22 protein-coding genes, 1 pseudogene and 1 riboswitch are annotated in these 24,696 nt (G+C 38.2%); of the genes and pseudogenes, 14 read left to right on the top strand and 9 right to left on the bottom strand.

Annotation, left to right across the window (positions count from 1 at the left end; all coding sequences use genetic code 11):
- Positions 1 to 13 precede the first annotated feature (13 nt).
- The 3 genes from FC36_RS01950 to FC36_RS01955 all read left to right on the top strand — a co-directional run bounded on the left by FC36_RS01950 (position 14) and on the right by FC36_RS01955 (position 3,710).
- Positions 14 to 1,627, top strand: a complete 1,614-nt coding sequence (locus tag FC36_RS01950; protein WP_025020487.1) for a peptide ABC transporter substrate-binding protein — start codon at positions 14 to 16, stop codon at positions 1,625 to 1,627.
- A gap of 157 nt (positions 1,628 to 1,784) precedes the next feature.
- Complete coding sequence (locus FC36_RS11505; RefSeq protein ID WP_081781927.1) at positions 1,785 to 1,946, top strand: zinc-ribbon domain-containing protein; 162 nt, start codon at positions 1,785 to 1,787, stop codon at positions 1,944 to 1,946.
- 441 nt (positions 1,947 to 2,387) lie between these two features.
- Positions 2,388 to 3,710 carry an MATE family efflux transporter gene (locus FC36_RS01955; RefSeq protein WP_056986677.1) on the top strand — a complete coding sequence of 441 codons (1,323 nt, stop codon included), beginning with the start codon at positions 2,388 to 2,390 and terminating at the stop codon, positions 3,708 to 3,710.
- A 64-nt stretch (positions 3,711 to 3,774) separates the two neighbouring features.
- On the opposite strand, the gene FC36_RS01960 is transcribed toward FC36_RS01955, so the two are convergent.
- Positions 3,775 to 4,500 (bottom strand): alpha/beta fold hydrolase, encoded by a 726-nt coding sequence (locus FC36_RS01960; RefSeq protein WP_025020488.1) that lies wholly within the window; start codon positions 4,498 to 4,500, stop codon positions 3,775 to 3,777.
- Positions 4,501 to 4,810: 310 nt separating this feature from the next.
- Here FC36_RS01960 and FC36_RS01965 point away from each other — a divergent pair, with 310 nt between their 5' ends.
- The 3 genes from FC36_RS01965 (at position 4,811) to dapG (ending at position 7,810) form a co-directional block, all read left to right on the top strand.
- Entirely contained in the window at positions 4,811 to 5,419 is a 609-nt protein-coding gene (locus FC36_RS01965; RefSeq protein ID WP_025020489.1) for a DedA family protein, read from the top strand.
- A gap of 118 nt (positions 5,420 to 5,537) precedes the next feature.
- Positions 5,538 to 5,798, top strand: coding sequence for a MerR family transcriptional regulator (locus tag FC36_RS01970; RefSeq protein ID WP_023859949.1), 261 nt, complete (start codon positions 5,538 to 5,540; stop codon positions 5,796 to 5,798).
- Positions 5,799 to 6,622: 824 nt separating this feature from the next.
- Positions 6,623 to 7,810 carry an aspartate kinase gene (gene dapG, locus FC36_RS01975; protein WP_025020490.1) on the top strand — a complete coding sequence of 396 codons (1,188 nt, stop codon included), beginning with the start codon at positions 6,623 to 6,625 and terminating at the stop codon, positions 7,808 to 7,810.
- A 911-nt stretch (positions 7,811 to 8,721) separates the two neighbouring features.
- Here dapG and FC36_RS01980 read toward each other — a convergent pair.
- Both FC36_RS01980 and FC36_RS12375 read right to left on the bottom strand, forming a co-directional pair.
- Entirely contained in the window at positions 8,722 to 8,910 is a 189-nt protein-coding gene (locus FC36_RS01980; RefSeq protein ID WP_081781928.1) for a phage holin, read from the bottom strand.
- Between the two features lie 198 nt (positions 8,911 to 9,108).
- Positions 9,109 to 10,422 (bottom strand): annotated as a pseudogene (locus FC36_RS12375) (phage portal protein).
- A 51-nt stretch (positions 10,423 to 10,473) separates the two neighbouring features.
- Between FC36_RS12375 and FC36_RS11510 the strand changes: the two are divergent.
- From FC36_RS11510 to FC36_RS12575, 3 genes are all read left to right on the top strand, one after another.
- Positions 10,474 to 10,602 carry an Arm DNA-binding domain-containing protein gene (locus FC36_RS11510; RefSeq protein WP_155889556.1) on the top strand — a complete coding sequence of 43 codons (129 nt, stop codon included), beginning with the start codon at positions 10,474 to 10,476 and terminating at the stop codon, positions 10,600 to 10,602.
- Between the two features lie 307 nt (positions 10,603 to 10,909).
- Positions 10,910 to 11,248, top strand: coding sequence for a tyrosine-type recombinase/integrase (locus FC36_RS12570; RefSeq protein WP_025020491.1), 339 nt, complete (start codon positions 10,910 to 10,912; stop codon positions 11,246 to 11,248).
- A gap of 11 nt (positions 11,249 to 11,259) precedes the next feature.
- Complete coding sequence (locus tag FC36_RS12575) at positions 11,260 to 11,637, top strand: site-specific integrase (protein ID WP_025020492.1); 378 nt, start codon at positions 11,260 to 11,262, stop codon at positions 11,635 to 11,637.
- Positions 11,638 to 11,720: 83 nt separating this feature from the next.
- On the opposite strand, the gene FC36_RS02005 is transcribed toward FC36_RS12575, so the two are convergent.
- Both FC36_RS02005 and FC36_RS02010 read right to left on the bottom strand, forming a co-directional pair.
- Positions 11,721 to 13,001: a nucleobase:cation symporter-2 family protein gene (locus FC36_RS02005; protein ID WP_056986678.1), complete on the bottom strand. Its 1,281-nt coding sequence runs from the start codon at positions 12,999 to 13,001 to the stop codon at positions 11,721 to 11,723.
- A 3-nt stretch (positions 13,002 to 13,004) separates the two neighbouring features.
- Positions 13,005 to 13,583 carry a xanthine phosphoribosyltransferase gene (locus tag FC36_RS02010; protein WP_025020493.1) on the bottom strand — a complete coding sequence of 193 codons (579 nt, stop codon included), beginning with the start codon at positions 13,581 to 13,583 and terminating at the stop codon, positions 13,005 to 13,007.
- Between the two features lie 49 nt (positions 13,584 to 13,632).
- Positions 13,633 to 13,728, bottom strand: a riboswitch (purine riboswitch).
- 225 nt (positions 13,729 to 13,953) lie between these two features.
- On the opposite strand from FC36_RS02010, the gene FC36_RS02015 reads away from it, so the two are divergent.
- A complete protein-coding gene (locus FC36_RS02015; protein WP_023860312.1) occupies positions 13,954 to 14,154 on the top strand; it encodes a hypothetical protein in 201 nt (66 codons plus the stop codon).
- Positions 14,155 to 14,192: 38 nt separating this feature from the next.
- On the opposite strand, the gene FC36_RS02020 is transcribed toward FC36_RS02015, so the two are convergent.
- The gene (locus tag FC36_RS02020) at positions 14,193 to 14,813 is read right to left on the bottom strand and encodes a DUF4097 family beta strand repeat-containing protein (protein WP_025020494.1); all 621 of its coding nucleotides are present in this window, start codon (positions 14,811 to 14,813) and stop codon (positions 14,193 to 14,195) included.
- A 102-nt stretch (positions 14,814 to 14,915) separates the two neighbouring features.
- Positions 14,916 to 16,382, bottom strand: a complete 1,467-nt coding sequence (cls, locus tag FC36_RS02025; RefSeq protein WP_035187869.1) for a cardiolipin synthase — start codon at positions 16,380 to 16,382, stop codon at positions 14,916 to 14,918.
- Between the two features lie 144 nt (positions 16,383 to 16,526).
- On the opposite strand from cls, the gene FC36_RS02030 reads away from it, so the two are divergent.
- The 3 genes from FC36_RS02030 (at position 16,527) to FC36_RS02040 (ending at position 21,420) form a co-directional block, all read left to right on the top strand.
- Positions 16,527 to 17,378, top strand: a complete 852-nt coding sequence (locus FC36_RS02030) for an aminotransferase class IV (RefSeq protein WP_025020496.1) — start codon at positions 16,527 to 16,529, stop codon at positions 17,376 to 17,378.
- 141 nt (positions 17,379 to 17,519) lie between these two features.
- Positions 17,520 to 18,860 (top strand): FAD-dependent oxidoreductase, encoded by a 1,341-nt coding sequence (locus FC36_RS02035; protein ID WP_025020497.1) that lies wholly within the window; start codon positions 17,520 to 17,522, stop codon positions 18,858 to 18,860.
- 40 nt (positions 18,861 to 18,900) lie between these two features.
- Complete coding sequence (locus FC36_RS02040; RefSeq protein WP_338086173.1) at positions 18,901 to 21,420, top strand: M1 family metallopeptidase; 2,520 nt, start codon at positions 18,901 to 18,903, stop codon at positions 21,418 to 21,420.
- A 114-nt stretch (positions 21,421 to 21,534) separates the two neighbouring features.
- On the opposite strand, the gene FC36_RS02045 is transcribed toward FC36_RS02040, so the two are convergent.
- Positions 21,535 to 22,362 (bottom strand): exodeoxyribonuclease III, encoded by an 828-nt coding sequence (locus FC36_RS02045; protein WP_025020498.1) that lies wholly within the window; start codon positions 22,360 to 22,362, stop codon positions 21,535 to 21,537.
- 18 nt (positions 22,363 to 22,380) lie between these two features.
- The gene (locus FC36_RS02050; protein WP_025020499.1) at positions 22,381 to 22,710 is read right to left on the bottom strand and encodes a hypothetical protein; all 330 of its coding nucleotides are present in this window, start codon (positions 22,708 to 22,710) and stop codon (positions 22,381 to 22,383) included.
- An 82-nt stretch (positions 22,711 to 22,792) separates the two neighbouring features.
- Between FC36_RS02050 and FC36_RS02055 the strand changes: the two genes are divergently transcribed.
- Positions 22,793 to 24,664 (top strand): monovalent cation:proton antiporter family protein, encoded by a 1,872-nt coding sequence (locus FC36_RS02055; RefSeq protein WP_056986680.1) that lies wholly within the window; start codon positions 22,793 to 22,795, stop codon positions 24,662 to 24,664.
- Positions 24,665 to 24,696: the final 32 nt, after the last annotated feature.

A 24,696-nucleotide genomic window follows, 5' to 3' on the forward strand; every position in this document is an offset into this window, starting at 1 on the left:
TGGGGAAAGTTTTATGCGTAAAATATCTAAGCTCTCAATTCCGTTAGCCTTGAGTTTGCTGGTTTTAGCTGCTTGTGGTAATAAAGACCAAGCCAGCCAAAAAACAACTTTAAATCTCATGCAATCCTCGGAATTAACTACTTTAGACAATACTAATCAAGCAACGATGCCAGAGTTTTCAACCTTAACCAATTTGGACGAAGGTTTGTACAAACTCAATAGCAATAATAAAGTTGTTCCGGCCATTGCGACTAAGATCGTCAAACCTACCAACAATGGCAAAACTTACACAATTAAGTTAAGAAAAGATGCGCGCTGGTCCAACGGGGACAAGGTTACAGCACAAGATTTTGTTTATTCTTGGCGACGGTCTGTTGATCCTAAGAATAAACCAGTTTACACTTATGTCTTCAGCGGTATCAAGAATGCGGATGCGATTGCAGCCGGGAAAATGTCCGTTGAAAAGTTAGGGATTCAAGCTAAGGGAAAATACACTTTGATGATTGAATTAGAACATCCGATTCAGTCTTTCAATAAGTTAGTTACCATGCCTACTTTCTTACCGCAAGACCACAAGTTCGTCCAAAAGGTTGGCACTCAAAAGTATGGAACCAGTGCGAAGACCACCGTCTCAAATGGGGCCTTTAAGATTACTAACTGGACGGGAACCAACACTAAGTACAAGTTAGTTAAAAATAAGTATTACTACGCTAAAGATAAGGTTAAGTTACAGACAATTAACTACCAAACCGTCAAGGACGATACTACTGCTTATAATTTATTTAAGACCGGTAAGCTTGACGATACAGTGGTCTCTGGCGTTGTCGCCCAAGGATTGCAAAATGACAAGAACATGAAAAAAATCCCACGGGCTTGGACTTACTACCTGCAAGTTAACCAAAGCGGAGATGCTCCGTTAAGTAATGCTAAATTACGGAAGGCAATTTCCTTAGTCTTAGATCGTAAGGAACTTACACAAAAGGTACTGGCTGATGGTTCCACGGCTGCTGGGGCCTTTGTTAGTCCTAAGACTGCCACCGACCCAACAACCGGCAAAGACTTTAGCTCTGAAGTGTCTGCCTCAACTAAGGCCAATGTCGCTCAAGCTAAGAAACTTTGGCAAGAAGGTTTAAATGAAAGTGGAAAATCTTCCATCACTTTAAACGTAATTGCTGAAGATACTAGTCAACAAAAGAAAGTCACGGAATACCTTCAATCGACCATCGAAAGTAAACTAAGTAACGTCACGGTAAATGTATCTAATCTACCATCAAAGTCCTTGTCTAACCGTAAGGCCGATGGCGATTTTGATTTATCATTGTGGTACTGGTTAGCTGATTATGCCGACCCAATTAACTACTTAGGAATCTTAACGAGTGGTAACTCGATGAATCCAGGTAAATATGCTGACAGTACTTACGACACTTACATCAAGAATGCCCAAAATGCTGGTAATCAAAAGACTTACTGGCAAAACTTGCAGAATGCGGAAAAACAACTCCAAAACTCAACAGGTATCATCCCACTTTATTATGTCAAAGAAGACCACATGGTGAAATCAAACTTAGCAGGGGTTAATTACCATACTGCCGGCTTTGCTGATTACACCCGGGCTTATTGGAAATAATTTTTAAGTTCTAGATTAATTTCTAGAACTTTTTTTGTTTAAATTTTCGAGAAAACGTTTTGCAATTTTAAATTTCTCTAAAGATGCGCTCTAACCCGCCTTAACAAACACGAAGTAAGCTTAGAAGTAGAGAAAAGTTTTATCGTGAGGTGATAATATGAATAAGCAAATTTTCTGTCCAAACTGTGGGCACGCTAACAATGCAGACGAAAAGTTTTGTGCCAATTGTGGCCAAAGTTTAGCAGATGTTGTGCAACCAACACCACCGACAGAAAATAACACTACTAGTCAAGCTAAGACTTGTCCAAATTGTGGGTAGGTTGTCGAAGCGGGGACTCTTTTCTGTGAAAACTGTGGGTTTAATTTAGCTAATGGACACAAAGGAGCCCGTGTTTCTGCTCGTAAGTCTAAAGGAAATAAAAAACCTTTGTATCTGGCTATAATACCTTCTTCAGTAACTAATATTAAAATGTACATCTGCGTTTTTATAACATTTGGAATTGTTCTATATTACGTACGGGAAGGAATTGTTCAAATATTCACATTGAAAAATTATATAACGGAATAATCAAAACATAGTTATTGAAATTTATTGCTCTACTCCATAGGTTTCACAATAAAAATATAATGTAAAAAAGACTTCAAATTCCTGTGTAATTCCAGTTTTGAATTTCACAGGAATTTTTTCATGAGAAAAATTTGACAGATAATGGTACAATAAGTATTTAGATTTTAAATACGAAGGGATGTTTCATACCTTATGGAAGAACTTTTTGAAAAGGCACCGGTTAAAAAGGTCTACTATCAATTGGCCTTGCCGGTGGTTTTCTCCATGGTCGTCTCCATGATCTATAACTTAGCTGATACCTTCTACGTTGCCAAAACCGGGAATACCGACCTGGTTGCCGGTGTCACAGTGGGCTCGCCACTTTTCACCTTTATGATTGCTGTCGGCGATATTTTTGGTTTAGGTGGGAGTGCCTTAATTTCGCGTCTTTTTGGGCAAAAACGCTATGAAGAAAGTAAACACGTATCAGCATTTTCATTTTATTGGGCTATTATTGTCACTGCAATTTTAACCGTGCTCTTATTAATCTTTGAAAGTCCTATCTTACACTTGATGGGGGCGACAAACGCTACGTATTCCTATGCAGCAGGCTTTTACCGGGTCTTAGTCCTGGGGTCAGTCTTTATCACTGTCTCCTTAGTCCCAGGAAATATGATTCGAACAGAAGGTTTGGCTGTAAAGTCCATGATTGCCACGATTGCTGGGACAGTCGCCATGATTATCCTAGACCCCATTTTTCTTTTTATTTTCAACTGGGGCGCCAGTGGAGTTGCCTTTGCCAATGTCTTAGGTTACGCTTTAAACACCGGTTTATTAGTATGGTTCACTTACAAGGATAGCAAGTACCTATCCTTTAATATCAAGTACATCTCTTTGGGATGGCAACACATCAAAGATATCATCGCCATTGGGATTCCTGCTTCGATTACCAACTTCATGCAAACCTTTGCCATGGCTTTTCTAAATAACTACCTGGTTGTTTACGGAACAGATAAGGTGGCCGCTATGGGGATTACACAAAAGATTTACAGTATCGTAATTTTAGTCTTAGTAGGCTTTGCCTTTGGAGCACAACCACTAATCGGATACAACTATGGCGCTAAGAATGCCAAGCGTTTCCGTGAAATCTTACGCTACGATTTGAAAGTTGAAGTTGTTTATGCAATTGTAGGGGCCTTGATTTTAATCATCTTTGCGCCCATTATCGTTCGCCTCTTTATGAACCGGCCTGATATCATCACCAATGGTTCTTACATGTTGAGAGCTTGTGTCGCAACGACACCATTTATTGGAGCAATTTTAGTTTATACGACGGTTTTCCAATCAGCTAATATGGCTGGTAGTGCTTTAGCCATGTCAATTTCACGGCAAGGAATTGTTTATCTGATTACCATGATTGTTTTAGCTAAAGCATTTGGCTTACACGGGGTTATCTGGGCACAACCATTGGCTGATGTTATTACCTTTGCGATTGGTTTTATAATCTACCGTCACAATTTCAAGGATTTCAAATAAGTATGAAGAATCTTCTTCGGAAGGTTCTTTTTTTTGCAAAAAAGCCCTTAGCAGAGCCAAGAGCTTAGTTAAAGTGCTTTTGTAACCACGAAATAATAGTTTGTGCAACTAATTTATTTTGTTGTTTACTGCTTATAGTAGCTTTTCCATCGCCTTTTTGATGACCGTAAGAGCCAAAACCTGAGTGATTTCCGCCATCAAGTGTTACGAAACTTGTCTGACGTGGAAGATAGATTTTGTTATGGCGATACTTTTTCCAGTTGAGAACTTTATCATGACCGGCTGTAATCGATAAAGCTGGGATATTGAGCTTTCTTAAGGAACCTTTTTGATCGGGATAACTGGCTAAAAAGAAAATTCCTTTAATTTGTTGTGAATGGTTAGCAGCATAGCGACTAGCCATGGCGCCACCTAAAGAATGACCTCCTAAAATAAATTGCTTAAGTTTTTGATTGTGGCTTATTTTTTGCGCCTTATTAGGAGAAAGCACCGCTAAATTAAGGGGAAAGTAGGCCAAATAGACATCATAGCCAGCTTGACTAACCCTTTTAATCCAAGGTGCATAACTCTTGGGCGCTACCAAACCACCGGGATAGAAGACAATGGTGGTTTGGTGCTTTTTACCTTGTGCTTTAAACAGGAGTCCTTGATGGGATGGTAGGACTTGAGCCTTTTGACTTGCTTTTAGTGCAACTTGACTAGGTTGGTAAGTTTTACTTTGGAGTAAACCATAACCCAAACCTAAAAGAGCCAAAATCGTTATGCAGACATACAGTAATTTCTTCTTCAAAAAAACAACTCCTCTAAAAAATGCAATGTAATAAGTATAGCATAGACAAGTTTTGATTTGTTATTTCTGTTTTGTAATAAATTCAAAAGACATTTTTGAACTCAAAGTATATATTTAAACTCTAAATATAAAGTATATATTTAAACTCTAAATATATAGTAGATAAGAAAAAATACAAGTCCTCTATCAGATGTGGTGCAGGAAATTGTTAAAAATATTTGGAAGTCAGACGTAAGCTGGGGGATAATGCTTGCTTTTTCTGGAAATTAGGGCTATCTTAAAGTTAGAAAAAAGTGAAGGGGGCTTGCCAATGACAACAGCATTGATTACATTTTTACTTAGTAATTACGGTCTAAAGACTTATTTGATAATTTTCCTTTTTATCTTTGCAGAAACCGGGTTTATCTTCATGCCATTTTTGCCTGGAGATATGATGATCTTTTTGGCAGGTGTCTTTCTTGTCGGCCACCACGTTAGTCCATTATGGGTAATTTTAGCCTTTGCGTCGGCTGCAATTGCCGGTGACACGCTTAACTTTTCTCTTGGACGCAAATATGGCCGGCGTTTACTAGAAAAGCCTTTTATTCGTAAGTTCGTTAAAGACGAGCATTTAAAAAGGGCAGATGCGTTCTTTGAAAAACACGGTGGTCTAGCTGTTACCTTAGGGCGCTTTATTCCAGTCGTGCGAACCTTAATCCCATTTAACGCTGGTACCAGTAAGATGTCAAAGACAAGCTTCATGTTTTTTAACATTTTAGGTGGAGTAACTTGGATTAGTTTATTTGTGGCTGGAGGTTACTTCTTAGGTGGAGTAAATTTTGTCCAAGAATACTTCGAATTTATCGTCATTGGTTTCATTCTGGCTTGTGGTTTAGTAGCAGGTCTAGGCTATTTATTAAAGAAAAGAATTACAGTTTAAATCTAGGTGGAGACATCTGGATTTTTTATTTTGCACAACTTATAACGTAGACAAAAAGTGGACATAAAAACTCTTAGGCCGTATAATATATGTACAAAAATGTAGACAAAGGTGAATCATGTTAAAACCCAAAGAAGTTAGTCAAATTTTAGATGTCAGTGTTAAAACCTTACAAAGATGGGATGCTAAAGGAATCTTAGTGGCGCAAAGAACGGGACATAATCGACGGTTTTATAGTCAAGATCAGATTGACAAGTTTTTGCAAAATAATAGTGAACGCTTGGAAATCGTTTCATTAAAAGGCTTGACAAGTAGACAGCAAGCCATTATTAAGGATTTACTAACAGATTTTAGAAAAGCCAATCAAGTGACACGCTAAGTTCAAAGCTTAGCGTTTTTTATTGTCTCAATAGCTAAATGATTTTAGTACTGAGTAGTAAGTCAGCAATAATTTCAAACTAAAATGCAAGCAAAGTATCTGTGACAAAGCAAGCAAAGTATCTGTGACAAAGTATGTAGAAAAATCAAAAAAGACTTACTGATAAAAGCAAGAATTTAGCACATTAATAGATATGGACTATATGGTGAAAATCTAGGGGCCCTTAATAAAATTCTTCGCTATCTTTCCGAAAAACTAACATTTTTTAGAAAGATATTTAAGCCTTGAAATAGTCCCTTTTATTGGTGCTTACGAATTTCTTCGTTCTTTATTTGCGCAACATTATTAGGATTTTTCATTATTAGGATTTTTACTAGACGTGTCATTTTAAATCAAATAAGCTGGCATCAATTTCCTACAACCTACAAAATTGTCCAAAAACTTATCTTGAATACGTATTTCTAATTTACCAAGAGCACAAGTTGGCTTCTTAATTTTCTTTTATTTATGGGATAGTTTGCTACTTTTCATCAATCATAATTATTTCAGAATGGCGACGCTTGATATTTACAATCTAAGACATAAATTTTATGCATCTTAGCCCCCTCAATTCTCCCATCATTTTAAATATACAATTTTTTAAATTAAATTTGGTTGCACACAATATTCCTCACTATTTTTAATTAAGATAAGCGTCCTGATCAATTTTTCCGATAATAACTAAAATTCATTAAGTTTAACATTAAAATGTTATTGACAAAACATGGAATTTGGTGAGAAAATTATTAAATAAAAGCATTATTATTTAGATAGGAGAGTTGAGCATGGATATTATTGTTAAAAAGTTCGGTGGGACTTCCGTTCAAGACGATGAAGCCCGCCTACATGCCTTAAGACACGTAAAGGATGCTGTGTCTAAAGGTTTTAAAGTTGCCGTGGTTGTTTCTGCAATTGGCCGCCAAGGAGCTCCTTACGCTACCGACTCCCTACTTAGTTTAGTTGGAGGCAAGGACACGCTTCTAGATGAACGTGAGTTAGATATGCTGGTTTCTACCGGAGAAATTCTTTCAACCGGTGTCTTCACAGAACTTTTAAAACAACATGATATCAAAGCCATTGGGATGACTGGCCCTGATGCCGGGATTAAAACTAATAATGAATATCAAAATGCCAAGGTCCTAGATGTTGATACAAGGTCTATCTTAGATGCCTTTGCAGACAACGATGTCGTCGTCGTTGCTGGTTTTCAAGGCTTATCTCAAGAAGGAAGAATTACGACCCTTGGACGTGGTGGTTCTGATACTTCAGCTGCCCTATTGGCGGCCGCCTTACGGGCTAAATATTGTGACATCTTCACTGATGTTTCTGGGATGATGACTGGCGACCCGCGCGTTATCAAGCACGCCCGCTTCTTAAATGAAATTTCTTATGATGAAGTAGCTAACATGGCGCATGAAGGGGCTAAGGTTATTCATCCCCGCGCTGTGGAAGTCGCCCAACAAGCTCACATCCCAATGCGTATCCGTTCAACTTGGGATGACGTCGATAAATTGGGTACGGTAATCTCCCAAAACGGTATCAAACATCCCGTAATTGGTGTTACCCACCAACTCGGCTTGACCCAATTTAGAGTACCAACTGAACATAGTGATAAAGTGCTCTCACTACTTGCCGACCATGATATTAGTGTCGACTTCATTAACATTAATAGCGAGGCAGTTGTCTTTAATTTAACTGGTAAAGCTAGTGAACGTGCGAAGTCTTTGTTTACAGCTCATGAAGTTGACTTTAGCTTTACTGACGATTGTGCCAAAGTTTCAATCGTCGGTTCTGGGATGATGGATACTCCAGGGGTGGTTGCAACCTTAGTTACCGCTTTATCCCAAAAGGATATTGATATCCTCCAAACTTCAGATGGTTTCTCAACGATTTGGGCACTAGTTACTGGTAGTCAATTTGCCAAGGCCGTCAATGCCTTACATGACGCCTTTATTTTAAATCAAACTATGTAATATAACTAAGGCAAGCTGAACTGAGAACTGTCAAATAAAAAAATAAAGTTTTTCTGTTGCTTGATTCCAGGTATTCTACCAGGATCAGGCTTTTTAGTTTTTTTACGAATCGCTAGGTTTAACTTTAATCAATCTAAGGAATCCACAGCATCCCGTAAAGAACCAAAAATTGTCATTTAAGGGTTGACCACAGGATTCTGCAATTAACCCAAAAAAACCACCTCCTAAATAAGGAAGTGGGTAATTATATAAAAGTCGTTGTGAAGACAACGACCAAACGAACATAGACTATGCACTGAAATAGTTTAGGCTCAAAATTCAATTCTTTAACAACTGTATCTTACAATATATTGTTAAAAAAATCAAGTCCAAATATGTACGCGAGGCACGACTCGCCTTGTTAAAGAATCTAATTTATGAGCCTACAAAACTACTTTTTCTTAGAAAAGTAGAATTCCACCACTGTCTTAATAGTTTTAGCAACTACAAGAACTACTGGTGCGTAGGCACATAACACATCGTTCAATGTGCTGTGCACAATTCCACCTCCTAATCACCGGTGAAACCGATAATTTGTCGTGCCAAATTATCAGCATCACTACTCCGGAGTAGTGTGCCCAATTTAGGACACGAAACCATTATACATTCAAACATTCCTGCTATCAAGAATATTTGAACGTACCAAGTACGTTTAATCGCTTCAAGGTTAAACTGCGGAATCACAGGATTAATCAGTCCCCTCCGTCACTTTAACAATGCTCCAAGTGACTTGTAGTTCACAACGGTTAAATCTACTTAGTAACTTGCCAAATCTACAATAAATTCTCGTGTCATCAGCGTTTTCCTCCCTTTGTTTTGTCATAAATTCAAGGTGTTGCCAAGTCCTTTTGAGTTGGGTCGTTAAGAGAGTTTCATAAGCTTACGGTGACTAGCGATAAAACGTAAGGGGTACCGATTGCTTCCATCAGGACCGTTCCTAACGTTTGCCAGCTTGCAAGTTCTTGCGCACTAGTGGCGTATCCTAGGATTGGCGTTAAAATCGATAGAATTAATTGCACGACAAAAATCAGATTCTTGATCCGGACCTTCAAGTTAGTCATTGTATGTGTTTCTCCAGTCTAATAACACGCTTTTCTTGTTCTACTACGTCATTTTCTATTTTGATAGACGTTCAGTAGTTTTTTTCAAATCGTTAATCATATTTTTTAATTCCTGCAGATTAATTCGTTGTAGCGTTCAAGGTTGGCATTTTTAAATTGAACTCGTTCTTTACTGTTTGTCGGTTACATTGTCCCGTTCTAGATACCATCAGTTAGCCCCCTATTGTCAGCGATAACTTGCATGTTAGTCGCTAATTGGTCTTGTTGCTCCTTGTCAATCGCTTCAGACTCTGCTTGAACATCATTAACGATAGATAAAGCTTTAAGCCATGTCTTACGCGATACAAGCTCCGATAAGGTTTGTGCGTCTTTGATGTTATGTGGTAGATCGTAATGGAAACTTACGTCTATATCATCCCACGCTTCCGGGTCAACCCCTTTAATAAGCATGGTTTTAAAAAGAACCCGGTAAAGCTCTCGGAGTGACTTGGTAAACTTCCGCGCCTTGCTGGTATCCAGGTTAAGCACTGGTTTAAATTTCATTTCCAAGGCAACTCCACTGGCATTCCCGAAATCTTTATCATTAAGGTTAACAATCATACTAGTTTGATATAACGCGTCTAACAGCCTGTTAATGAGGTTTTCTTGCGTTGTGTCTGCGTCTGGCTTTGATAAAAAGTCAACATCTAAGGTTTCTACAGGTTCATCCTCGTCCATTGAAGATTTAAGGTTAATAATGCGAGTGTCTCTTAGTGCGTTTAAGTCTTCTTGTTCTAAGATCGTGCCTAGGACTTTCATATATGCACCCCCAAAGTAATCCACATCATTAGACTTCTCACTAATAGCTTTGTTTAACTCGTTAACGATACTTAATACATTTTCAATTACACCAACTCGTTCAGAGTTTTCTGGTGCCTCAATAATTGGGATGGCTTTAAACTCGTTGGTTTGACCTTCACCTAATCCACCACCGGAATTTGAAGTGTTTAGGTTCCATGTTTTTTCCGTTGAAAAAAAGTTCTACATTGTAACCAACACCGAAACTCCCTTGATTGCAGTATCTTACACCATAAAGTGGCGGTGCAAAACAGTATCGTCGTAAATCACAAAAGCTTCATCAGGAGTGGTTGATGTTAGATAAATTTCCCCCTTTTCGTCTGAAAACACAAAAAAGTATGATTTCCCGTAAATATCCGCTTGTTTAGATACTTCCGCGACTGCTTCTGGAACATTTTTTCGACGGTTAAACTCGGATAACCCCCTATTTGCCACGTCTTCCTCCAGAGTAATTTTAACCGGGTTACCTGTGAGGAAACCGTTGAAGGTGTCCACTAACTTTTTAGCAAAATTGAGGATTACTCGATTATCCGGCTTGCCATTAGGTTTGGCGAGTGCTTGGATAATAGTGACATATTTTCCTTGGTAGTAGTCTTTATATTTCTTGTAGTCAGGAACGAAACGACTTTCATTATAATCGATAAAGATAGTACGCTTAGATAAATATTCCGCCAATTATAATTTCTCCTCGAAAATAGACTTATCTCATAGAAAAGAGGAATGCTCATGGCGACATTTGAAAAATACACAACAAAATATGGAGAGAGATACAAATTTAAAGTGTATCTCGGAACAGATAAAGTTACCGGCAAAAGAATCGAAACCACCCGACGAGGTTTTAAGACTAAGAAATAAGCTCAATTAGCATTGAATTCACTAAAATCTAGGTTTGATGCAGGTTTACTTAACAAGACTGACGGCATTTCCAAAACCTTTGATGCTTTATTTCAAATGTGGCTAAAGAATACCGAAAGAATGTAAGTACTGCCGAATATCGTGAATATTGCTACAAGAAATATTTGTAAACAGACATCGGTAACCGACAGTTGGCTAAAATCACACCCGCTACGTTGAATACATTGCAAATAAGCTTGGTGCGAAATATCGTCAATTCGACAGCTACTTGGTTAGTTTAAAATTACCTTTGAAGTACGCTTACAGAATGGATTTCATATCAAACAACCCATTTGATAAAGTCGTTTTCCCCAAACGGGTTTCTGAGGGAGTTATTAAGAAAATAGATAAGAAAGACAACTTCTTCACTAAGCAAGAATTAAATGATTTCTTAACTCGACTACAAGTAAAATCGCATGCGGAACAAAAATATACTCTCTTTAGGTTATTAGCTTTTTCAGGAATGCGAGTTAGCGAAGCTTTGTCACTTAACTGGCAAGATATTTATTTTGATAACAGCTCAATCCAAATAAACAAAACAATTTATCGGGGAGCCATAACACAAAAAACATCGTTTCTTCATCCCCTAAGACATCTTCTTCGATAAGAACTGTCTATTTGGATAAAGAAACGATGCAGACCTTGTCCAAATGGAGATTATATCAAAATAAAATTTTAGCTGCAATCGGCCACCCTACCATGACTTTGGACCAATTAGTCTTTTCAAACCCAGAGACCAATTCACTTTATGCAGTCTCTGCTCCAGCTAAGTGGTTATCAGTTTTGCTGAAAAATTTTAATATGAAAAAGATTACTCCACATGGTTTTCGACACACTCATGCTACATTGCTTTTTGAGACTGGCGTTGATGTCAAAGAAGTTCAAGCCCGGTTTGGCCACGCGAATTCACAAACAACTTTAGATATCTATACTCATATTACTGAATCACGACAACATAAAACTGCTGATAAGTTTTCTACTTTCATGTCAAACTAACTTACAAAAAGTAAATGTGGGTTTTTTTGTGGGTTTTTCTTAAAAATGGCCTAAAAAAAGGCCCAATTTTCAGTGCTATAAATTTAATTTTCTTGATGTAATCCATTGAGGATTAAGTTCAATAGTACGGCTGAAATAGAAGCAATTACAATTCCGTTTGCAAGTAGTAATTGTAAGGCTTGAGGGAGGAATTGGAAGATATTGGAGTAAACTGAGACCCCAAGTCCTAGACCCATAGAAACCGCCATAATAATCAGATTTTTTTCATTGGTAAAATCAATTTTTATTAACATACGGATACCCTGGACGGAAATCATGGAAAACATAAAGACCATGGCTCCCCCTAGGACTGGAGTGGGGATGATGGTTGCTAAGGCCCCAGCCTTGGGGAAAAGTCCTAAAATCATCATAAAGGCTGCTGACCAGTAAATTGGGGTCTTGGTCTTAATTCCTGAAAGCTCTAATAACCCAACATTTTGTGAGAAGGTTGTATATGGAAAAGTATTGAAAATTCCCCCAAAAACTGCAGCTAATCCCTCAGCCCGATACCCTTTCTTCAAATCCTCCGTGGATAATTCCTTATTTAAAATGGAACCTAAGGCAAAATAAACCCCCGTGGATTCCACCATAGAAACTAAGGAAATGATAATCATAGTTAAAGATGAGGACCATTCAAATTGTGGCAAACCAAAATAAAATGGACGTGGCATATGAACCCAGTCAGCACTCATCACCGGATTTAAGGAAACCATTCCAAATGCCCAAGCAATGGTTGAACCTAGTACTAAACCAATTAAAACAGCGATTGAGCGTATGAACCCCTTACCCCAAATTTGACAAACCAGGATAATTGCCACTGTAAGAAAACCTATTCCTAGGTTAGGTAAGTTTCCAAAGTCTTTAGCGGTAGCAGCCCCACCCCCAATGTCGACAATCGCAATGGGAATCAAGGTCAAACCAATGACAGTGATTAAAGTTCCTGTTACTACTGGTGGGAAAAGTTTGCGAATACGGGCGAATTGACCAGCAACTAACATAGTGAAAATTCCCGCTACAATAATTGCACCGTACATGGTAGCAATTGAGAAATTTCTTCCAATCATCTTTAAAGGTTCAACAGCTTGGATGGCACAACCCAATATAACCGGTAAACCAATTCCAAAGTAACGATTACGTAATAATTGTAAGAAAGTAGCCAATCCACACATGAAAATATCAATCGAAATCAGGTAGGTCATTTGATCTTCAGAAAAATTTAGGGCCGTTCCAATCAATAAAGGTACGGTAACGGCTCCAGAATACATAGCCAATAAATGTTGAATTCCTAAAATAGCAGCTTTTTTATGACTTAACTTGTTTTCCATTATTTATTCTTCTCCTAGAAAGTGGACTTGGTTATCAGTAAATGAGGCAATTTGAGCCAACGATTCAACTCTTAAGCCCGCTTGGCGAAGTGCTTGGCCCCCATTTTGAAAGGCTTTTTCAATCACAATCCCAACACCTACAACTTTGGCTTGAGCCTGGTTGGCAATTTCAACCAGCCCCTTAACCGCTTCACCATTAGCCATGAAATCATCGATGATTAGGACTTGATCATCTGCTTGTAAGAACTTTTTATCAATACCCACAATATTTTCAACCTGTTTAGTGTATGAATAGACCTTGGAACTGTAGACCTCACCATTTAAAATCGCACTTTTTTGCTTGCGTGCAAAGACAACAGGCACATGCAAGGCTAATCCCACCATTAAAGCCGGGGCAATTCCTGAAGATTCAACCGTTAAAATACGGGTAATCTTTTCGTTGTCAAAACGTTTGGCAAATTCTTGACCAATTTCATACATTAAATCAGAATCGATTTGGTGATTTAAAAAAGAGTTCACCTTCAAAACATTGCCCGGTAAGACCTGACCATCTTGTTTGATTCTATCTTTGAGGTTTTCCATAAATAAAAAATCCTTTCCAATTCCTAACAGAAAAAGGCACACTACACAAAGTATGCCTCCAGTCGCTTATAGTTCGAAGTTACGGCTCCGAGTAGAGACTTTCCTCCAATCAGGAAATTATATAAACTTTGTATTTTGGGAATTTTTCCCGGATATTTAATTGTCATCAGATAAAAGCCGACTTATTAAATCGTTATAGATGATTATAATTCGTTTTTTATCTAATCACATGCTAAATTCTACCATATTTTAGAATGATTGTCTGTATTTTTCTTAAAATAATTTTCTTAACACACCAAATACGCTTATTGGCGTACACTAAAAACTTTGCTACAATAATGGTTAAAATAGAAAAGAAGGAGAATTTAAGATGGTTGATATTGAAAAAGAATTTCCTAACATGGATGACCCGGCAACTTTAGAAAAATATGCCCGAGAATTCATGCAAGAACAAATGTTTGGTTTTGTTCAACTGGCCCAAAAAGAAAACCCTGCCCTTTTAGCCAAAATTCGGAAATCTACACCGACTTGGCCAATTATCAAAAAGGCCTTAGAATTAGCCGAAAAATAAGAAAGTCCAGCTAGTCAAATTCTAGCTGGACTTTTTACTTACTTGGTTATTTCGATGTTACCTGCTTCTGTTTCAGCCTCTAAAACATTGTTACTGTGCTGTTTTTTACGGTAGGTCCCTCCCTTATCTTGATTATTTAGACTGACCGTTCCCGTCTCGGCCTCCAAATGGTAACCACTAAACGTAGTGTGGAGGCTTCGAATATTCCCTGTATCAGCTTGAAGTTCAAGACCCCGCTTAACTCGCAACTTTTTAACGGTAATATTCCCGGCTTCTGTGCTCAATTCAGAGTGCTTTGAAAGTGATAATCCCTGCACTAAAATATCTCCAACGTCTGCTTCCACGTCTAACTTAGTCAATGGAGTCTTTGTTGGGACAATAACTATAATCTGATTATTCTGGTCCTGACGACTATCCCGCACTTCTTGTTTAATTATCAAACGTTTATTAAATTGGCTGACTTGTGGTGTGAATTTCTGTTTTCCTCGATACTTAACTTGATACTTATCTCCTGTTTTGACAGTAACTTTAGCCATGTCGGCCTCAATTTGAATGCTATTGAAATCTTGGTTAGAGTAGTTTTGCGAAGCCTTAACTTTTACAACACAAGATAATAATACCGTCATAGCAATAACTAAACTAAAAACATACCGTTTCATTTGCAACGCCCCCTTATTCCAAAACCTTGTCTTTACTACTAAATTTAGTATATCATGGTGGCGTTTTCTAAGAAATAAAAAAAGAACAGCTTTAAACTGTTCTTAAAGTGTAGCTGATAGAAGACGAGAAAAATCTTGTTTAAACTTGCGCCATAGGGACTGTGATTGAAAGTATGCTAAATCTAATTCCGTCGCTTCTTCAATATCAGCTTCAAAAATTTTCTTTAATTGCTTGGCCTTGTGGTCATTATACATAAAGGCATTAACTTCGAAGTTCAAGAAGAAACTGCGATAATCCATGTTAGCCGATCCGACTGAAGAAATATGATCATCAGATACCATAGTTTTAGCATGTAAGAAACCTTTATCATAACGATAAATTCGCACACCGTTTTCTAAAAGATAGTGAGCATAATATTCTGTTGCTCGATAAACAAACGCGTGGTCTGGCATACAAGGAATCATAATCCGCACATCAACGCCTGATTGAGCGGCAATAACCAAAGCTTCAAGAACCGCAGCATCTGGAATTAAGTATGGACTTTGAATATAGAGATAATCTTCGGCTGAAGAAATCAATTTTTGATACCCCCGCTTAATGGACACATGTTCATTATCAGGACCTGAGGATACAATTTGAATAGCAGTATCACCTTCAGAAGGAATTTTGTCGAATTTAAAATACTCTTCAGTGAAAGGTAACTTTTCTTTACGAGTCCGCCGACAAGACGTATTCCAGTCCATGGCAAATCTTAATTGCATAGCAGCTACGGATTCACCAATAATACGCAAGTGTGTATCACGCCAGTAACCAAATTTTTCATTCTTACTAATATATTGATCAGCAACGTTAAACCCTCCAATATAACCAAGTTTTCCATCAATAATCACTAGTTTACGGTGATCATGGTAATTTAAACGTGGTACTGACGTCCAACGACGCGACTTAGGTGTCGAAACAAAGGCTTGCGCTTGTCCGCCTACTTTTTCAAATTCCTTGAAGGTTTTATAATTCGTTCCGTGGGAACCAAACAAGTCATATAAAATCCGTACTTTAACCCCACGTTTTTGAGCGTTTGTCAATTCTTTTAAAAGTTGCAGGCCTAAGTTATCAGAGTAAAATGAATAATATTCAACATTGATAGTTTCTTGCGCTTGCCGAATATCTTCGAATAAAGTGGCAAATTTTTCTTCCCCATCTGTAAAAATCGTAACGTGATTATTTTTGGTCAGGACAGAACCATTTGACTCTAAGAAAAAATGCACTAAACCACGTCCACTAGCTGTAATATCCGTATCATTGGTCAGCTCACGAGCATCCCACTCATCTTTTTGACGAGCGATTGCGGCTTCTAAAGTTAGTTTTTCTTGCTTTTTAATTTCAAAAATTTCTTCACTCGACATTTTACGTCCGGCAAAGGCATACAAAATAAAACCAAAAACTGGTAATACCACCAGCACCAACAACCAAGCCCAGGTAGCTGAGATTTCCCTTTTTTCCCGAAAAACCGTCACAATAGCTGCTAACAAGTTTAGATGCCAAATTATTAACAATATATTTATCAACATGTGGTTTTCAACCCCTATTGCATATTTAACTAAAATTATAGCACAAAGCTATTTTATATTCGGTAATCCATCAAAAAATTATTGACAAAATTAAACTAAAAATAGAAAATAATGATAATTAGATAAAGTGGAGGTTTTTTTACGATGAAAAAAGTTGGTTACTACAATGGTAAAATAGGGCCCTTAGAAGAAATTCAAATGCCCATCACGGATCGAGCAGCTTACTTCGGGGATGGCTGCTATGATGCGACTACCTACTATAATAATAATATTTTTGCGTTTGAAGAACACCTAGATCGTTTCTATAATTCTTGCCGTCTTTTAGAGATTGACTTTCCTTTAAGTCGCCAAGAATTGAAAAAAGAAATCCAAGCTGTCGTTGATGCCAATGAAGAAGACCACGGGATGGTTTACTGGCAAACTTCACGTGGAACAGGTGTCAGAAACCACGTTTTCCCTAAAAATGCCAAGGCTAACTTAATGATTTTTTCTGTTCCAGCTGAATTGGTTGACCAAAAGACAAATTTCAAATTGATTACCCTTGAAGATACCCGATTCTTACACTGTAATATCAAGACTTTAAACCTTATTCCTTCTGTGATTGCCAACCAAAGAGCAACTGAAGCAGGTTGTGATGAAGTGGTCTTTCATCGTGGCGAACGGGTTACCGAATGCGCCCACAGTAATCTTTTAATTATCAAAGATGGGGTACTTTGGTCTTCTCCACGTGATAACTTAATCTTACCTGGAATTACCCTCAAGCATCTTTTGGAATTAGCGGAAGAAAATGGTATTCCAACTCGGGAAGAAGCTTATACTTTAGATGATGTGTGGAATGCTGACGAAGTCATTGTTTCTTCTTCTATCTGTTTTGGAATCCGAACGACCGAAATTAATGGCAAATCTGTCGGAGGTAAAGACGAAGCAACCCTACGTAAATTACAGGAGGCCTACATGAATAAATACTGGGCTGACGTTGCCGAACGCCATTACTAGAAATGATTAATCTCAAGTTCTTACACTTGAGATTTTTTTATATCAATTTTGATAATTTGCTGTATAATTTTGACATGTGTCTACGTCCTATATGTGTTAGAATCAACATGTATATCTTATAAAATTATGGGGGAATTAAATATGTCAAAAATCTTGATTGTTGGTGCCAATCATACAGGAATTGCTGCTGCCAACACGCTACTAAGTCGTTATCCTGGCCATGAAATTACCATAATTGACCAAAATGATAATATCAGTTATCTCGGATGTGGGACGGTTTTATGGCTACAAAAATATCTTAGTGACTTTAATAGTCTTTTCTATACAAGCGCTGATGATTTCAAAAAATTAGGCGTTGATATTCACTTGCGTACACAAGTCATTGACTTAAATTTAGAGCAAAAAATTGTCACAACTAAGGACTTAGCTACTGGGGAAAATAGTCACTTAAATTATGATAAATTACTCCTTGCAACCGGATCGTTACCAATTGCACCACAAGTTTCTGGTTTAGAATTGCGAGGTATATCTTATATTAAATTTGCCCATGAAGTGCAAAATTTAGATGAAAAATTAGCGGACGAAAGTAAAAAGACAGTGGCTGTAATCGGAGCGGGTTATATTGGTGTTGAACTAGCCGAAGCCTTACAAAAACGGGGTAAAAAAGTTCTCTTATTTGACAAAAATGCTACTTGTTTAAGTAATTACTTCGATCCCGAATTTGCTCAAATTATCGACAATAAAATGAAGCAAGCAGGAATTGAACGCCACTATCAAACTGAAATTACCGCCTTTAACGGTCAAAACGGCTGGGTTAAGGAAGTTGTTACCCAAGATGGCAAAAAGTATACCGTGGATTTAGTAGTTAATGCTATCGGTTTTAGACCAAACACTAATTTAGTGCGGGGAAAACTAGATATGCTAGCCAATGGTGCTATTTTGGTTAACGAGCATCAAGAAAGTAGTCACAAGGATGTCTTTGCAGCTGGGGATTGTGCAACTAGCCACCATAACGTCTTAGATAAACCCGTGTACATTGCTCTCGCTTCTCATGCTATACGAGAAGGTATTTTAGCTGGTCATGGTTTAGCTGGGGGTAGTCCCGTCTCTCCAGGTTCTCAGGGGGCAAATTCCTTACAACTTTATGACACTAACCTAGCTGCGTGTGGTTTAACTTTGGAAACTGCTAAAGCAGCTGGATTTCAAGCGCAAGTTAGTGACTATGACGGCTTACAAGAATTAGATTTTATGAAAAGTAACTTTAAAGTAAAGATGCGCTTAGTTTATGACCAAGCCACTCGTCGCCTTTTAGGAGCACAATTAGCTGGCAACCAAAATGTTACCTACTTCGATTATCTCTTCTCCTTAGCTCTTCAAAAACACATGACCATTGATGAGCTAGCCTTTTTAGATTTACCATTCAACTCATTTTACAGTCGTCCTTACAACAGTATTAATTTAACTGCACAAAACGCACAATAATGTTATAATTTGCTTAGAAAAAATGAAAGAAGGTCTAACCTTGACTGTGCCAAAACGTCTTTTAGAAAACTTTACACCAATTAACTACCAGCTCTACCTTGATATTAATCGCTCAGCAAAACTAATCCAAGGTAAAACCACCATCAAAGGGATAGCTAAAAATGATAAGATTTACTTACACCAAAAATTTCTCACCATTAAAACTGTGAATTATCAAGGACAAGCTTTGAAATTTAAGGTTGACGATGAAAATGAAACTTTTAGCTTTCAGATACCACAGACTGGTGAAATTGAGCTTGAAATTACCTACCAAACTCAATTAACTGATACAATGATGGGAATCTATCCTTCTTATTACCAGCTTAACGGTAAAAATAGGCAAATTATCGGAACTCAATTTGAAACTACCTTTGCTCGTCAAGCCTTTCCTTGTATAGATGAACCAGCGGCTAAAGCTACTTTTGAGTTGGCCTTGAAATTTGATGAGATGCCTGGTGAAACAGTTTTGGCTAATATGCCTGAAAAAGCCTGTCAAGATGGAGTGCACTACTTCTTACCAACAGTTAAGATGTCTACCTATCTCGTAGCCTTTGCTTTTGGAGAATTACAGGCAAAATATGCTGAAACTAAAAGTGGTGTAAAAATCGGTGTCTTCGCTACCAAGGCTCACCAGGCTAAAGAATTAGAGTTTGCCTTGGATATTGCCACCCGTTCTATCGAGTTCTTTGAAGACTACTACCAAACTCCATACCCGCTTCCTCATAGTTGGCAATTGGCTTTACCTGACTTCTCAGCTGGAGCCATGGAAAATTGGGGCTTGGTCACTTACCGTGAAGCTTACTTAACTCTTGACCCTGATAACACCCCGCTTTCAACCAAACAAGTAGTAGCATCTGTGATTGCCCACGAATTAGCACATCAATGGTTTGGGGATTTAGTCACCATGAATTGGTGGGATGATTTATGGCTTAACGAAAGCTTTGCCAACATGATGGAATACGTGGCCTTAGATGCTCTCCAACCAGACTGGCATATCTGGGAAATGTTCCAACAATCCGAAGTTTCTGTTGCTCTTAACCGAGATGCAACTGCCGGAGTCCAAGCTGTCCATGTTGAAGTTGAGGACCCAGCTGAAATTGATTCTATCTTTGATAGCGCGATTGTTTATGCCAAAGGTTCTCGCCTCTTAGTAATGGTACGCGATTTAATCGGAGATGATGCTTTACGGACGGGCTTGAAAAATTACTTTGCCCAACATCAATATGCTAATTCGGTTGGCGACGACCTCTGGCAAGCTCTAGAAGATGCTTCCAACATGGAGATCAAAAAAATTATGCACGCGTGGCTACAAGAGCCTGGTTACCCGGTCTTAAAAGCGAGCGTTCAGAACGGGCGCCTTATCTTAGCACAAAGTCAATTTTTTGTGGGGCAACATCCAGAAAGTAAAAATATTTGGCCTTTACCACTCCATGCTAATTTTGCAACTCCAAAACTAATGGATCAAGCCCAACTTGATTTAGGTGATTACCAAACCTTACGGCAAGCCGTAGGGCAACCATTACGCTTCAATTTAGGAGCTAACAGTCATTTTATCGTACAATACGACACTACCCTGTGGAAAGATCTCAAGTCTCATTTGGCTGACTTAGATGCCATTAGCCAGAGACAAATTCTTCAAGACTACCAACTCTTAGCTAAAGGAATGGTAGCTTCTTACGCGGATATAATTGACTTACTCGAAATTTTAGCAGATAGCCACTCAGCTATGGTCACAGCCAAGGTTTATGAAGTAGCCCATGATTTGAAACAATTTGTCACACCACAAAGTACTGAAGAGACTGCCCTCAAATCCTTCTACAAACGCTTATCAGCTAAAAACGCTCAACGTCTTGGTTTAACCAAACAAATTAGTGAAAGTAACGACGATTTACTTAGTCGCCCTATCGTACTCAAGGCTGCACTTTACGGTCACAATGAAGAAATCATTGATCAATTACACCAAATCTTTATCAGCCGGGATAATCTTTTAGCCTTACCATCCGACATTCGGGGCTTGATTTTGAGTAATGAGGTACAAAACTTTGGGACGAAAAAACTTTTAGATAACTTCTTTGAGACCTATCAAACTACTAGCGATCCTTCCCTAAAGGTTGACTTACGCGCCGCTCTATGTGGTAGCGATGATCAAAAATTCTTGAAGAAGCTTGTTGGCGCTTTTAAAGATGCTAGCTTAATTAAGCCACAAGATTTACGAGCTTGGTACTCTGGCCTTCTCGCTAATGGTCAGGGTCAAAACCTCGCTTGGAACTGGATTCGTGATGATTGGACTTGGCTAGAGGCTACCGTTGGAGGAGACATGTCTTTCACTTCTTATCTGACCGTCACTGCTAATATTTTAGCGACTAAAACTCGACTCCAAGAATTCAAGGAGTTCTTCTTACCTAAGCAAAATCAACCAGGTTTGGGAAGGGAAATCACCATGGATATCAATGTGATTGAAAATCGAGTTAACTTAATCTCTCAGCAAAAGAAGGCTGTTTTAGCTCAATTATTATCCTAAACTCAAAAGCCTCATAACTTAAAAACCTTAAGAAATTCCGTTTTCAAAGACGCCTATTTCTTAAGGTTTTTATTATTGATAACTCTTAAAATTTCTAGCCTTTTTTGCTAGTGACTACAGATTAATTTCAAGTTTAATAGGTGTATGATCTTGACGGTCACCAGAATCGAGCATAACCGAAGCAGTAACTTTATCTAAAATGTTGTCACTAACTAGCCAATAATCAATCCGCCAACCAGAATTATTAATTTTACTAGTTTTAGCTCTTTGAGCCCACCAAGAGTAAACATTCTTAGTATCAGGATGCAAAGCTCGGAAACTATCGCTAAAACCAGCCGCTAATAGATTGGTAAAGCCCGACCGTTCTTCATCAGTGAAACCGGCAGAATGATGATTACTAGCAGGGTGAGCTAAATCAATTTCTTGGTGCGCGACGTTGAAGTCTCCACTCGCTAAAACTGGCTTACGACTTGCTAAATCAACTAAGTATTGGCGGTACTTTTCATCCCAAACTTGTCTTGAAGCTAGACGTTTTAGCTCACTACCAGCATTTGGAGTATAAACTTGGGTTACATAGTAATTCTCAAATTCTAAGGTAATAATTCGACCCTCTTGATCCATAGTATCGGGAGCCCCAATTTCCGGATAAGTAACTACGGGCATTAATTTTTTACGGTAAAGATACATCGTACCCGCATACCCTTTACGTGCCGGTTCAATTGAAGAACGCCACACAACTTCATAATCAGGAAAGTATTCCCTTAAGATTGTCAGATGTTTTTTCGTAGGACCTTTGGCCGATAATTTAGTTTCTTGAATGGCTAAGATGTCAGGGTCTTCAGTTTGAATAGTTTTTAACACTTGGCGACTCATTTGCGCTCGCGCAGAGTCACTCGTTAAAGCTGCGTTAATGGAATCAATGTTCCAAGATATAAGTTTCACTTTTTCACCTACTTGTTTTTATTCTTTAAAATATTTAATCGCAAAAATTCCAGCTTCTGCTAAAGCCACAATCACTAGGCCAAAAATTACGACTTGCCAGTCTCCAAAATTCTTGTATGAAAAAATTAGAATCCACACAGCCAACATGAGACTTGCTAGCAATGCAAGATTGCGCCCAATAATGAGAACGAATTTTAAAATTTTAAAACCAGACTGTTGAAATTTCTCTTTAAGAGTAGTGGGCTCAGCCTGATGGGTTCGTCTTCCTTGAATTGTAATCACCCTTTCTTTACCTATAAGTATAGCACAACCTTTACTTTTCATAAGTTCTACCATCTTGCTTTTCATTAAAATATTCTCATGAAATCTACCTTCTCTTAGCGTTATAATAAAGGACAATTATATATTATTTATAGAAGGGAATATGATTATGGTTTCTTTATCCTTTGTGATTGTTGCGCTCGCGGCTTTCGCAGTCCCCATGATTTTAACTCGTTTTAAAATCAGTGCCATCCCTGCTTCCGTTGGTGAAGTTGTCATTGGGATTCTCTTAGGTCAAAGTGCCCTTAATATTGTCCATACTAGCGACTTATTAAGCAACTTCTCAACCTTTGGTTTACTGGTGGTCATGTTTTTAAGTGGGATGGAAATTGACTTCAGTTTATTCGCTAAAAACAGTACGAATCTCTCCCCCCTTGAAGCTAAGCAAAAAGCCAATGAGGAGAAAGTGATAACACCTCTTTTTGTAGCCCTCATAACCTATGGCCTTGTGATTTTAGGAGCTTTCCTTGTTTCACTAAGCTTCTACTATCTTAGACTTTTTGACAATATCGCTTTAGCCACGATTATGTTTATGACAATTTCCTTGGCAATCGTTGTTTCGGTTTTAAAAGAAAATGAAGTCTTAAACCGCCCTTTCGGCCAAACCGTTCTGCTAGTCGCAATTTTAGGACAAGTTGTACCAATGATTGCCCTGACGGTTTATTCTTCACTGATTGCGGGAAAAGGGGGGAGTTTATGGTTAATTGCTATTTTAGTAATCACCGCAGCCTTTATGTTTCGAAACTTCCGAACTTTCTTCGATTTTTTTGAACGTATCAATAAGGCCACCACACAAGTCGACGTACGATTAGCTTTTTTTATTTTACTGGCACTTGTGTGGGTTGCTGAACATGTTGGTGCCCAAAATATTCTCGGTGCCTTCATCGCCGGAATTGTTTTCAAACTGCTACAGCCTGCTGAAGATACCGAACGACGACTTGATGCCATTGGATATGGTTTCTTCGTTCCATTTTTCTTCATTATGACAGGGGTGGGCTTGAATTTGCCAGGTTTGTTAGCCTCCAAAAAAACTGTCATCTTGATTCCGTTAATTCTTTTAGCTTTTGTTTTGGCTAAATTACCAGCCTTTCTAGGTTTAAAGTTGCGCTTTTCGAGTGGTAATTCCTTGGCAGCAAGTTTTTTATCTTCAACCACTTTAGCCTTAATTTTAGCAGCCTTGACTATCGCTAAAGGCTTAGAAGTTGTAACCGAACAACAAGCTGGTGCCTTTACCGTAGCCGCTATTTTAACTTATTTGGTTGGACCTGTACTCTTTGGGCGAATTTTCCGAGTATCTAAGGAAAATCCAAAGAAAACTCAGGTTCACTTTATCGGAGTTAACTTACTGACGGTTTCAACTGCTCAGCAACTAGATGACTCACTTTATGAAGTTAACCTTTATACCGACGTGCAAAAAAGTTTTAAAACCTTTAATTCTGAAGCCAATGTACATGCTATTGACTCCGTAGACGCGGACTACTTAATTAAAAACGATGTCTTGGATACAGACATCTTGGTTCTTGGTTACTCAGCTAATCCTGAGGTCAACTATAACTTGGCTCTTCGTGCTAAAGAATATGGGATTAAACGAGTAATTATGCGTTTTGATAACGTTAATCCTGAAATTGACCAAGATCATGAAAGCCATCTTCAAGAAGCAGGTGTTGAATTCTTTACAACTTTTGATTTAGGAGTTTCCTCTATGCGGGCTATGGTTGAATCACCATCTATGTTGGAAATGTTAACCAGTAGCGATGCTCGACTTTACGAAGTTACAATTCAAAATGCTAATTTTGATGGCTTGGAAATCCGAAACTTACCATTGGTTGATAAAATCACCATTAGTCGAATTTTTCGTAACCATAAGGCGATTGCCCCTCATGGAAATACCCGCATCATGCTAGGTGATCATATGGTTTTCTCCGGCAATAAAGAATTTGCCCAAGCCATCCGTAATTCCCTAGGTAAAGAAAATGAATAGATCAAAAAAGGTAACTGTTATTAGGTACAGTT

The organism is Ligilactobacillus equi DSM 15833 = JCM 10991 (genome assembly GCF_001435735.1).
In the GTDB taxonomy this organism is placed as follows: Bacteria; Bacillota; Bacilli; order Lactobacillales; family Lactobacillaceae; genus Ligilactobacillus; species Ligilactobacillus equi.